At 51.5% G+C, this 13,241-nt stretch carries 7 protein-coding genes; 3 read left to right on the top strand and 4 right to left on the bottom strand.

Translation table 11 applies throughout. The features are described 5' to 3' along the window. The coding region (locus tag ACN4EG_RS25410) for a CHAT domain-containing protein (protein ID WP_431633086.1) at positions 1-3,831 on the top strand (3,831 nt) is incomplete at its 5' end. Positions 3,832-3,941: 110 nt separating this feature from the next. Here the strand turns inward: ACN4EG_RS25410 and murI are convergent. From murI to ACN4EG_RS25390, 4 genes are all read right to left on the bottom strand, one after another. Then, complete coding sequence (murI, locus tag ACN4EG_RS25405) at positions 3,942-4,814, bottom strand: glutamate racemase (protein WP_431633085.1); 873 nt, start codon at positions 4,812-4,814, stop codon at positions 3,942-3,944. 70 nt (positions 4,815-4,884) lie between these two features. After that, positions 4,885-6,723, bottom strand: a complete 1,839-nt coding sequence (locus ACN4EG_RS25400; RefSeq protein ID WP_431633084.1) for an N-acetylmuramoyl-L-alanine amidase — start codon at positions 6,721-6,723, stop codon at positions 4,885-4,887. A 390-nt stretch (positions 6,724-7,113) separates the two neighbouring features. Continuing rightward, on the bottom strand, positions 7,114-8,562 hold the full coding sequence (locus ACN4EG_RS25395; RefSeq protein ID WP_431633083.1) for a cation:proton antiporter: 1,449 nt from the start codon (positions 8,560-8,562) through the stop codon (positions 7,114-7,116). 248 nt (positions 8,563-8,810) lie between these two features. After that, on the bottom strand, positions 8,811-9,623 hold the full coding sequence (locus tag ACN4EG_RS25390; protein ID WP_431633082.1) for a carbon-nitrogen hydrolase family protein: 813 nt from the start codon (positions 9,621-9,623) through the stop codon (positions 8,811-8,813). A 343-nt stretch (positions 9,624-9,966) separates the two neighbouring features. Between ACN4EG_RS25390 and ACN4EG_RS25385 the strand changes: the two genes are divergently transcribed. Beyond that, positions 9,967-10,452, top strand: coding sequence for a hypothetical protein (locus ACN4EG_RS25385; protein ID WP_431633081.1), 486 nt, complete (start codon positions 9,967-9,969; stop codon positions 10,450-10,452). A gap of 136 nt (positions 10,453-10,588) precedes the next feature. Next, positions 10,589-13,159, top strand: a complete 2,571-nt coding sequence (locus ACN4EG_RS25380) for an NACHT domain-containing protein (RefSeq protein ID WP_431633080.1) — start codon at positions 10,589-10,591, stop codon at positions 13,157-13,159. The last annotated feature ends 82 nt before the right edge of the window (positions 13,160-13,241 follow it).

Here is a 13,241-nt window from a genome sequence, read left to right as displayed (position 1 = left end):
AGATTCAGCATGAGAAGGCTCTGGGCTACTGCTTCACATTATCCATTATTTCCCAACACGTCTATTACTATTGTAGGGAATTCTGTCTTTTCCAGTGCTCGATCGTTCTCCGGTTCCGCTGGTTCCGGGGGGAATATTAACATCATCGCTAGCAATGGGGATGTATTGATTGATCCAGGGGTTGGAGGAAAAATTGCTAGCAATGCAGCCGTTGAAAATGGTTCAGGGGTCAGTTTAGGTAACGGTGGCACCATCGCCCTAGCAGGCAATAATGTGAACGTTCAGGGTGCTGGATTATTCAGTGGTTCGGAAGTGCTTCGACGATCGACCCTAACTTCTGGAAATACTGGCAGTGGTGGCGATATTAATGTCACGGCAACCAATAACATCACCCTGCCCGGACAATTCCGCAGCGAGTCGGTTACCCCCGCAGGCACCGCAGGCGACGGTGGCAACATTACCATCAATGCGGGCAATGTGCTGCAACTAGCCGCAGTCACCCCCAATGCCATCACGGCCCTCTCTTCTGGCAACATTGGCGCGGGCACGGGAGGCACGATTACACTCTCTGCCCCGACGATCGCTGTCGCCCCCGGTGCGGCCACCCCCGGCAATCCCCTCCGCTTCAACGCCCCCACCCAAATCAACCTCGATACCGGCACCGAAGTTCCCATTCCTCTAAGTTATGCACTTTCTAGCAATGCGGTCAATTTGATCGGTAACCTCGGCTCCGGCGCAGAGTTTGTGGAAGTCTCGTCCAGCGAGGCCACCGTTACCTTCAATGGCAACTTCAATCTGGCTAGTTTAAAAGTCAACGATCGCCAGTCCACTGCTTTTTACGGCAATTTCCAACTGGGCAATCTCGATTTAGTGGGGGGAGCGACTACCCTATTAAACGGCAGCATTATCACCAATTCCCCCCTAACGTTGCTGAGCAATTTGGTTGTACAGGGCAACTCTTTACTCAACAGTAACAGCAACCCCATTCTCTTCAACGGCACGATCGAAGGTCAAACGCCGGATGCCAATAGCCTAACGATCGATGCAGGCAGTGCACCGATTACAATTAATCAACAGATCGGCGCAACAACGTCCCTAGGACAATTGGTCTTGCAAACCAGTGGACTGACGCAACTGAATAACACGATTCGGGCAGAAAGCCTAATCTCCCAAGGCAGCGGCAACACAGAGATTAACGGCAATATCACCACAACGAATTCCCAAACCTATTCAGAAACCGTTCAAATTAACAATCCCAATCTCATTCTTACCAGTACTAACAATGGAGACATTAGTTTTGATGTCAATGTTCAAGCGATCGGGACTTTAACCGTTAACACAGGCGGGACTAGTAAATTCTTTGGGACAGTGAATGCGCGGAATCTCACCACCGATAGCGCTGGAATCACGCAACTCTATGGGGATGTCACCACCACCCAAAATCAAACCTACGGCGATACGCTGCAAATTTCGCCCCCAGCGATCACCCTGAAAGCCATGAATGGTTCCCTGGCCTTTGGGAGTACGATCGATGGGTTATTTGGGCCAAGATCCGCTGCGGCCTTCACCGCCCAAGCCCCCAACGGTAGTCTCAGCTTTGCAGGCAGCTTGGGTAGCACGAGTCCCCTGCAATCCGTTACGATGCTGGCAGGCCAAGCCCTCAACTTGGGACAGTCGATCGTGACCAAAGGGGGGGACGTGACGCTGACCGCTAGCCAAATTACAACGAGCAATATTACAACCAACGGCGGCAACATCACGCTGAATAGCGGCAGTACGATCGATACACAAGCAGGCGTATTAACCACTACACCTATCGCGGGTAACGGCGGCAACGTTATTTTGAACGCTCCCGGTGATATTGCTACCGGAAATATTCAAACCAGCGCTAACGCCACGGCGGGGAATATCCGTTTAACCAGCGTCAATGGAATTGTGACCAGCGGCGATTTAACAGCTGTAGGTAATGTGGCTGGCGGGAACGTGACCGTCAACGCCCGCACCAGCATGACCCTAGGGGCGATCGATACCCACTCCGACTTCGGCAATGGAGGCAATGTCCTGCTCGATCCGATTAATGATGTGGTGGTTCGGTTGATCAATACCCAGGGGGGACAGAACGGCGGGACAGTAGACATTACCGCCGGACGATTTTTTAGAGCAACGGATAGCTTTGGCGATCGCAATGGCTTAACCGCCAGTATTTCCACCGCTGCCGACAGCCTCCCCGGAACCATTACCCTGCGACACTATGGCGGCTATGTCAGTACCCCCTTTGAGATTGGCAATCCGGCCATGAACGGCACCGCAGGCGAAATTACCACCGGGTTAGATAATCGGCTAGAAATAGGCCAGTCTTTCCCCTATTTCTATACCCAGGGCGTAGGGAGCAATCTGATTCAACTGATTACCGCCAAGGCCCCAACTTCCCTACCGATCGATTCCTCCCGATCTAACCTAAATCTCCCGAACACCTTTTCCTTACCGCTATTAGAGCGTCCACCCAAGCCACCGGAGTTTGTTCAACGGCCCATGGATGCCACACCTCCACCCATGTATTTAGATCCCGGTATTGGCAATCTGGAAGCCCGCTTCAGCCGAGCGGTGCAAAATTACTATGGCCAAGCTAGCAAGCCGAATTTTCAAAATCTCGATGACCTGCAAAGTTTAGCCCAAAACATCGAGAAGGAAACGGGGGCAAAGCCTGCCTTTGTTTACGTTAGTTTTCTGCCAGATCTCAGCCATTGCACCAATTTAGGGAATGGTCAACAATGCAATGGCAAACAGGAAACCGACAACTTAGAAATCATTGCGGTCACTGCTAAGGGTAATCCTATTCGCAAAGTACTCTATAACGTCACTCGTCAGGAAGTTCTCCAGGTTGCCAAGGCATTTAGAACCGCTGTCACCGATCGGGATAGCAACAGTTACCTCAAACCCGGACAACAGCTTTACCAATGGTTTGTAGCACCCATGGAAGCGGATTTCCAGCAGCGTGAAATTAATAACCTCCTGTTCATGATGGATGCGGGGTTACGATCGCTGCCTCTCTCAGCACTCTACGACGGCAAAGGCTTTCTGGTGGAACGCTACAGCGTTGGCATGACACCCAGCCTCTCGTTGATGGACACTCGCTATCGGGACATTAAAGGCACCAAGCTATTTGCCATGGGAGCCTCCCAGTTTACCGATCAACCCGCATTACCAGCCGTTCCTGTGGAGTTAAGTTTAATCAGCCAGGAATGGCAAAACGGCCAAGTGGCCTTGAATGATCAATTTACGATCGAAAATCTGATGGAAAAAAGGAGCCAAAACGCCTTTGGCATCTTGCATCTAGCCACCCACGGAGAATTTCGTCCCGGTCAACCCCAGCAATCCTATATCCAATTCTGGAATCGTAAATTACAACTCAATCAAATTCGCGATCTGAAGCTCCATGACCCACCTTTGGAATTGTTGGTGCTGAGTGCCTGCCGCATGGCCGTTGGCGATGATGAGGCGGAATTGGGATTTGCGGGACTGGCCACCCAAGCGGGGGTGAAATCAGCCCTAGCCAGCCTTTGGTATGTGGATGATGAAGGCACCCTAGCCTTAATGACGGAAGTTTATCGGCAATTGGAACAGCCCCAAATCAAAATTAAGGCGGAGGCCCTGCGCCAGTCCCAAATGGCCTTAATTCGTGGAGATGTGCGGATTCAGCAAGGGGCCTTGCATACCCCCATCTTTGACAAGCCGATTCCCCTGCCACCGAATGTGGGCCAAGCGGGCGATCGTAGCTTCAAGCATCCCTATTACTGGGCGGCCTTTACGTTGGTGGGTAATCCCTGGTAGCCAAACTTAAAGGGGGCAGGCAATTCCCCACCCCCTTGTTAGCTTCGCGGTGATGTAATGACGACAAAACCTAGGCGACTCAGCCCAACACTTAGTAACTCAGCCCAACACTAGGCAGCTTGGGCAGCCTCCATCAATTCCGGTAGGGAAACATGCTGCACCGTCGGCGTAAAGCCCAGCCATTGGCGCGACAGTTTAACAAACGGAGCCGGATCGCCACTGACATAAAATTGCGTGGGCAGGGCTGGCTGGAAGTTGCGCAGGTTCAAGCGATCGAGTTCTTCGCCAGCGACCTTGGCGGTATGCACTGCCGGGTCAACCAACTGCACCGTACTGGGCAGGATCGAGCGCAGCACTGGCGCTAGGTGGGGATAGTGGGTACAGCCATAGACCAGAGTGTCAATCTGGTTCTGAATCAACGGTTCCAGATAGCCCTGGGCCACCGCATAGGTTTCCGGATCCTGCACCCGGTTCGATTCAATCAGCGGCACAAACTCCGGACAGCCCACCTGCCACACCGCCGCATCGGGATCTGCGTCCACAATGGCCGATCGGTAAGCATTACTTTTCGCCGTGGCGGGGGTCGCAATCACGCCGATCCGTTTCCCCGCTTTTACAGCCGCCTGAGCACCAGGATGGATCACACCCAAAATCGGGATATTGTACTGCGATCGCACTTCCTGCAAGGCCAACGCCGAACTGGTATTGCAGGCCATGATCACCATCTTGACCCCACGACCGAGCATCCAGTTCAAAATTTCATGGACAAACTGGAGAATTTCCTCACGGCTGCGGGTGCCATAGGGGAGCCGCGCCGTATCTCCAAAGTACAACACCGACTCATGGGGCAACTGACGGTAGATCTCCCGTAAAACCGTCAAGCCCCCCACACCACTATCAAACACCCCGATCGGCAGGCTGCTCTGGTGGCCCAGGGCTAACAGAGATGCCGCAGGGTCAAAGGCTAAATTCAGGCTCCTCACACACAATCCTCACACACGGTACCGATAGTTATATCAGGGGAATGGTGTCTTGAAAATGGCGAACCCATCCCTAGCCACCACCTCGAATGTAGAGCAGAATACCACGGGCAATTCCTTCTGCCATCTGCCGCCGATAGCCCGGAGTGGCCAAGCGAGAAGCATCCTCCTGCCCGGTGACAAACCCGGTTTCCACCAGTACTGAAGGCATCGTCGTCTTGCGAATCACGTAGAAACGCGCCTTCCGCACCCCGCGATCGCGCACGCCCGTGGCATCCATGACACTGCGGTGAATCGACTGTGCCAGCCCCAGCCCACTGTCGTAGTAATAGGTTTCCAGACCGTTGACATCCGGTCGGCTCATGCTGATGGCGTTGGCGTGGATGCTAACAAACACCGTGGCGCGAACCTGCTCAGCAATATCAACCCGAGGCTGCAAATCCAAGTCGATATCGTCTTGGCGCGTCATGACAACCGATACTCCCTGTTGCTGTAGGATGCCCGCCACCTGACGGCTAATATCCAAGACGATTTCCTTTTCCTGGATACCGCCAATTCCCACTGCCCCGGGATCGGGGCCACCATGGCCGGGATCAATGACCACGACCACTTGTCCTGCCGGAACCCGAGGAATGGTGGGAGTGGGCACTTGCTTCGGCGGTGGGACGGGGATTTGGGTGCCCGGATTGGAGGGCATGGGCGGGACGGTGGACAAGCCGCGCCGCAGTTGCAACGTAATGCTCTGGGCCGTGGGCTGGTTCAGTTCGCCAATCTGGATCCCGGCGGCGGGAGTGACCAAAATGGAGCTAGTCTGCGCGTTGTCTTGGCGCAGTTTAATCTGCATCACGGGACTGTTGGCCGCTAACTGAGGCCCGCGCACATTGCGATCGAATTGGCTGCTGGGAATCAGAATGCGATAGGCTCCGGTGAGGCGATCCCAGGTGCCGGTGTAGGTCAGGCGCTGGTTAGCCCGCACGACGATGCGATCGCCTTCTAAAGACACCGATTGAATCGTAGCGAGGCTCGTCGGTCGGGGTTCCTGGGCTTCATCGCGGGGGCGGGGATTGTTGGTGCTAACTGACCCGCTATCCGGCAGTTTAGGAATCACAACGACCCCACCCAGACTGCTGTAGCTGGCCTGCCAATCCGCACCATCCGGTTGCACATTCAGCACCAAGCGCGCGATCGGGGGATTGCCGGATACTTGCGTAACTTGCGCCCGACTGACGCCCCGCTGATTGACGATCAGATCCCTGGGGCTGAGGCTGGGGGACAAGCTGGTTCCGGGCAGATCGACATAAATTTGCCGTCGATCGTTGCTACGGGTGACCTGGGGTTGGGGCGGCGTGCCCGTGGTGCGCAGGTAAAAGCCATCCCCCGTCACGCGCACCGATTGCACTTGGGTGCGGGCAATGCTGGGCAGAGGAGACTGGGTCGGTGGGCTGCTCTGGGTCGGTGGGCTGCTTTGGGTGGGCGGCAGGTTAATCGTACTGGAGGCTTCGGTACCGACAAATCTCACCGCAGGCAACTTCACCCGCCATTGGCGTGGCGTCACCCCTTCAAAGAGAACCTGGGTGGGGTCGATCGAATAACCAGGAGCCAATTCCAAGACAATCCGAGCCGTCTGCGGATCAAACTGACCCACGCGCAGGGACTGCACCCCCTGCTGTCCGGTCACGGGTTCGATTAATTGCTTGCGACCGAAGATCGTTCCCGGTAGATCGATCACCAGTCGGCCTGGGTTGGTAATGAATTGCGCACGGGGCTGCACGCCATCGTCAGTAGTAAACTCCAGTTGGCTGCTGCGAACATCAAACCGCCATTGCAAAAGCCGTCCCGCCTGGGCTGGAAGGGCTGAGATCAGAAAAGAGAAGACTGCTAGCAAAAAGTAGAAAGAGATCTTACGCTTCATGGTGCTTCGAGCAGAGGTCTGCGGAGAAAACCAACACGGGAAAAAACGGGAAATGACGAATGACGAATGATGAAAACCAAGATTGGAGAATAGCGAAACTCAGTAGATGGCAGAGATTGTCGATTGTCTGAGTATCCCTCCCCTAGCAAGTATCACGAGGGATCAAAACCGTGGTACACGTTATCACAATTTCTGGAGAATCGCCCGTCACTAATAATCCAAGTTCGCTATCCTTTTTCCCAACAAAATCGAGCTTTCTGGACGGTTCACCCCAGACCATGGGCCTAGAATGTCCCAGTAAAATGTCCAAAAAAATCGCGTCGAATGCACTCATGGGTCTGCGACGCGATCGTAGAAATTGATGTTTCCAAAGTTGGGATAAAGATTTTGCTAGTCGGCTTGACCACTAAGTTCTGGCGTGGGGCTGCTGGCAAACACCAACCGCAACAGGGGCGGAGCCAGGAAGGTGGTCAAAATCACCATGACGATGATGGCCGCTTGCAACGACGCATTCAGGACGCCACTGCTGGCCCCATAGGCGGCAAACACTAGGCCCACTTCGCCTCGGGGAATCATGCCGACGCCGATCGCCAGCCGATTGATGCCCGGTTGCCCAAACACGGTAAAGCCCGTGACGACCTTGCCAACGATCGCCACGACGATGAGAAAGGCGGCAATAATTAAGCCTTCCCGGTTGCTGGGGTCAAAGGGATTGAGGACGCTGACATCGGTTCTGGCTCCCACAACCACAAAGAAGACAGGCACCAGCATATCGGAGATCGGGATGACCTGTTCTTCCAGTTCCTTGCGGCGATCGGTTTCGGCCAAAATCAACCCCGCGATGAACGCGCCGAGGATGGCTTCTAGTTGGATGACTGCGCCAATGTAGGACAGGGTGAAGGCGAAGATCAGTGAACTGATTAGCAGTTGGCCACGGGTCTTGAGGTTGGCCACGAGGGACAGGAAGAAGGGTATGAACAGCCGTCCGGCCCAGACGCCACCCACCAGGAAAACGGCGGCGCTGACGATCAGGTAAATAACGTTGCTGATCTGAATTTCCCCGGTTTTGACCAGACCGCCAACGACCGCTAGGACGATAATGCCGAGGACATCATCCATGACGGCGGCCCCGACGATGATTTGACCTTCCCGCGAGGTGAGACGCCCCAGTTCGGACAGCACTTTGGCGGTGATGCCGATGCTGGTGGCGGTGAGGGCGGCTCCGGCAAAGATGGCGGGAATGGCGGGGACACTAAAGAAGCTCATTAAGCCTGCGGTGCCGAGGCCAAAGGGAACGACGACGCCCACCACTGCAACGATCGTGGCTTGTACACCGACCTTCAGCAGTTCCTTGAGGTTGGATTCTAGGCCAATCTCAAACAGCAGAATGACGACGCCCAGTTCGGACAGGACGGAAATCACTTCACTTTGGGCTTCGAAGGTGGCTTGCAGTTCCGGCAGGCTCATGGCGGTGGAGCCTTGGAGAAATTGCATGATCAGCGAGGTGCTGGCGTCGATGCCTTGGCCGGGAAAAATCAAGAGGTGCAGGGCAGAAACCCCGACGAGCACCCCAGCGACCAATTCGCCGAGGACGGGGGGCAGGTTAATGCGATCGCAGATTTCGCCTCCGAGTTTACTGGCTAGGTAGATGACCACTAAGCTCAGTAATACGGCGGCCAGAACTAAGGAAGGATCCGCAGATACAGATTCAGTCACGGTTTCCGCGAGGGCTGGGGCCGCGGATTGCACGGCGGCCAGCAGGGACGAGGGTAACCAGTCTTGCGCAAAACCCAGTGAGGGTTGACTAAGGAGATTCAATAAAGGACTTGCTGTTGGCATGATCACACAATGGTCACACAACCGAGTCTGAACACCCTAGTATGAACAAATTTTTGGGTGGGGACAAATTTTGGGGTGGCAGATCCCCCCTGGCCCCTTCAAGATCCCCCCTGGCTCCCTTTAAGATCCCCCCTAACCCCCCTTAAAAAGAGGAGAACTGGAAATAAGAGGAGAACCGGAATAGGGGGAATTAGCCAAATATCTTCAAAGTCCCCCTTAATAAGGGGGATTTAGGGGGATCGAACGACTTAAACGAAGACGCGGTGTTGTAGGGAGGGCATTTGTCGGCGGACTTGCTGGATGCGGGTGGGGTTAATTTCCGCGATCGCGAAGCCGGGTTCGGTGCCTGCGTCGGAGAGGACGGTACCCCAGGGGTCGATGATGAGGGCGTGGCCGTGGGATTGGCGGATGCTGTTGTGCCAGCCGGTTTGGGCGGGGGCGATGATGTAGCAGGTGTTTTCGATCGCGCGGGCTTGCAGCAGGACTTGCCAGTGGTCTTTTCCGGTGTAGGCGGTGAAGGCGGCGGGGACGAAAACGACGTCTGCGCCTGCTTGGGAGAGGTGGCGGAAGAGTTCTGGGAAGCGAACGTCGTAGCAGATGGAGAGGCCGATGTTGCCAAGGTCTTTGGAGGCGTAGAGGTCGGGCAGTTTGGTGCCGGGGACGACGGTGGCGGATTCGAGGTAGGTGTTGCCGTCGGGGACGTTGACGTCGAAGAGGTGGGCTTTTTGGTAGTGGGCGACTTCTTGGCCGTCGATATCGACGAGGAGGGCGGTGTTGTAGACTTTGCCGTCGCCTGCGGAGACGGGGTAGCCACCGCCAAGGATGGTGACCTGGTAGCGCTGCGCCATGGTTTTGAGGAATTTTTCGCTTTCGGTGGCGATCGCTTCGGCTTGGGCGATTTTGGCGTCTTCGTCTCCGAGGAAGGAAAAGTTTTCGGGGAGGCCAATGAGTTCTGCGCCGCGTCGCACTGCGAGGTCGATAAGTTCTTCAGCTTGGGCCAGATTTTTTTTCAAATCGGGCACACTGGTCATTTGAATTGCAGCCGCTAGGTAGGATTTCATGGAGTTTGTCTGCGATCGCGCCAATTACGTCAAGGTCAGTGAGGGTCAGTAGGTCGAATAGTGGGTTGGGATCCCCCCTAGCCCCCCTTAAAAAAGGGGGAACCGAGCCAAAATTTTTGATCTACTGAGGTTGCAGTGAACCTTTTCTAGTATCCCCTCAAAGTGAACCGGGAATGCAGGGTTCTGGGGGAAGGGATCGCTGGGTTCACGCTTCTGGGAGGAAAACGCTATGATCTGTCCAAGTTCTTCGGTGGCTGGGTCTGGGTGGTGAGGTTTGCCTGGGCTGCTGCGGGGGGGCGAGGGTTTGAATGTTAATGGGTCATTCCGATCGAAGGGTAGGGATATGAGTGACTGGCAACGGGATTTGGCGGCGGCGATCGAGGGGATTACGGAGCAGGTGACGGAGTTGGTGCTGGAGGTGTCCCAGGAGGTGGCGGAGACGGTGGATGAACTGCTGGATCTGTCGGAGGATGCGGTGAGTCAGTTGCAGTCGCAGGTGAAGGGGCAGGTGGAGGCGGTTCTGGATACGGAGTTGGAGCCGTTTTTAAATGGGATTTTGAATCCGTTGTTTGGGCTGTCGATCTCGGATTTGTTAGAGCCGCCGGGGTCGGATGAGGCAACGGTGGGGGAGGGGTTGATTCAGTTTGATTTGCGGGAGGATTTGCATCCGGTGTGTCAGGGGTGCAAGCATTTCCACGGGCAGGTGTATGGGGGGAATTTGCTGGTGTGTGGGATGCATCCCTATGGGGTGCCGGAGGGGGTTGATCAGTGCCCCGATCGGGAGGCGGTGGATTTAAGCCAACCGGGAACCCGCGATTGGTGGGATTAGTATCACTGCTCTCTGAATCTTGAACAAACCTGATAGAGAGAATGCTCAGTATAGATGTAGTGATCGAATACACCTAATAGACACAAGCGCTAAAATGAACTCTAACGTCATACTCTGCCCTAACTAGTCATTTAGCATGACGAAACCAAAGTATCCATGGAAACGTTTTTGGTGTCCTCGCTCAGGTAGCATAAACCTGGCTGATGATGGATATTTATATGACCCAGATACAAAATGGGGCAAAGCATATAATCCAGATCTAGTGAGTATTGAGGAGATCGACAATATTCCATGCTTGGTTTTGTTAGGAGAACCAGGTATTGGCAAATCTCAAGAACTAGAGACTTTCAAAGCTGTCACAGAACAAAGAATTTTCGATTCCAGTCAAGTTTTAGAACTCAATCTTCGATCTTGTTGCAATTTAAATGAAGCTCTATTTAAAGATAAAACCTTTACTGATTGGCTAAGAAATAGTTATCGCCTCTATTTGTTTCTAGATAGCCTTGATGAAGGGCTCTTGAGCATTCCCACTCTCGCAACAGGTTTAATTGACGAGTTAAAAAAAACAAAATATCGAAATCATATCAATCGTTTGTACCTTCGTTTAGCATGTCGAACATTTGTATTTCCAACCATTTTAGAGGAGGAATTGAAAAATCTTTGGAAAGAAACTAATTTTGCAATTTATGAATTAGCTCCACTTCGACGTACAGATGTTATTGAAGCGGCGAAAGTTGAAGGTTTTTCTTCTGATGATTTCCTCAAGGAGATTAAGCAGAAGGACATTATACCGCTGGCAATTAAACCAATTACTCTAAGGTTTTTGCTAAATACATATCGTCGTCATAACGGTCAATTTCCTCCGGAACAGAAACTCCATGAACTTTATCTCGAGGGATGCAAACTCCTTTGTGAGGAAGTAAGTCCAAGCCGTCGTGCCTCAAACTACACAGGCAATTTCGACAGCGATCAACGTCTGATTGTGGCAGCTCGAGTTGCCGCTGTCACAATATTCAGTAACCGATTTGCTATATGGACTGGTATTGACCAGGGAAATGTACCCGCTGAAGATATCCTTCTTCAAAGATTATGTTTTGGTTATGAAAAATCAAATGAAAGAGTATTTCAAATTACTAAAGAAGCCATTGAGGAAGTTTTAGATACTGGTTTATTCTCATCCCGTGGTTCAGAGCGGATGGGATGGGTACATCAAACCTATGCAGAATTTCTCGCCGCTTGGTATTTGAAACAGCATGATTTCAATCTCCCACAAATCTTGAATTTAATTATTCATACTGATGGCAGAGTTATTCCTCAACTACAGGAAACAACAGCTTGGTTAGCTAGCATGAGATCTGATGTGTTTCGCAAGATCATAGAAACAGATCCAGATGTGCTCTTACAACGCGATTTAGCAACTATTGATGAAGCCACTAAAGCATCCTTAGTAGAATCCTTACTCCATTTACACGATCAAGACAAATTGGTGTATCGCTATAGCTCTAGGGTTTATAAAATGCTCACGCACTCAGGACTATCAAGCCAACTAGCGCCTTACATCATAGATTCAGCAAGAAGTACTCATTCCCGATATGTTGCTATTGATATCGCAGAAAATTGCAATGTACAAGTTTTACAATTAGATTTAGTAGATGTTGCACGAGATACAAAACAACATTATTGGATTAGAGTACGCGCCGCAAGCGCTGTGGCATGTATTGGCGATGAAAAAAACAAGAAATTATTAAAACCTTTGGTGTTTGGAAGTAAAGATGATATTGAGGATGAGTTGAAGGGATACGCTTTAAAAGCAGTCTATCCAACTCATATAACAACAAAAGAAGTCTTGAATTGTCTGACACAGCCTAAAGCCACATATACAGGTGGATGTTATCAAGATTTTATAGCTCATGACCTCGGTCAACAGCTTAAAGAAGATGATTTACCTATAGCTTTAAGTTGGCTCAAGCAACAGCCAGCAAGGCGTGATTTAAATTATCCATTTAATAGTCTCTCAGATGCCATCATATTGAAAGCATGGAAATATTTGGACAATCAGCAAGTTCTCTCAGAATTTGCTCAATTAGCTCTGTTAAAGTTAACTGATTATGACAAGTTTTTAGATTCTAATAAAATATCTTTTAAGAAACTTCTAGAAGACGACGAATTCAAACGGCGTCAATTATTGGATGCAGTTATCTCAATTATTCCAGAATCAGAGACGAGCCCTTTGTGGTTGTCTGGCTATAGTGAATCTAGTCAATTAACACCCTTAAAACAAGATTTTTTTTGGTTAATTGAAAAGCTACAAACATCGATATTTGATCACATTCAAAGAACTTATTCCAAATTGATCCGCTGGAAGCTCGACTGGCATAATGTAGATCAAGTAGATGCTGTTATTACTGCTAGTCAGATTAACCCTGCTTTAAAAGCCGAATTTGCCGCAGAGCTAGAACCAATCTTGTTAAACTCTCCTAAAGCTAAACAAGCAAAATTAGAGTACATTAGATCACAGGAAATATTGCTACCTAAAGACACACGAAAAATTCTAGATTCATCACCCAAAGAAAAGATACTAACATACTTAAACCAATCTGAAACTGGTTCAGTTGATGCCTGGTGTTCTTTATGCAAAGAACTATTACCTCGGCAATTAAATAGAGTGAATTCTACAATGCAGCATAAGCAATCGATGGATGCTTGAAATAGTTTTTGACGCGAGCAGGCAACTTCTGCAACTTTCGCAATTGAGATAACAGACGCCGCTTGAGTTGACCGGGGTGACG

Source organism: Alkalinema pantanalense CENA528 (assembly GCF_050753345.1).
GTDB classification, from domain to species: domain Bacteria; phylum Cyanobacteriota; class Cyanobacteriia; order Leptolyngbyales; family Leptolyngbyaceae; genus Alkalinema; species Alkalinema pantanalense.
This window is presented reverse-complemented; position numbering and strand designations above follow the sequence as displayed.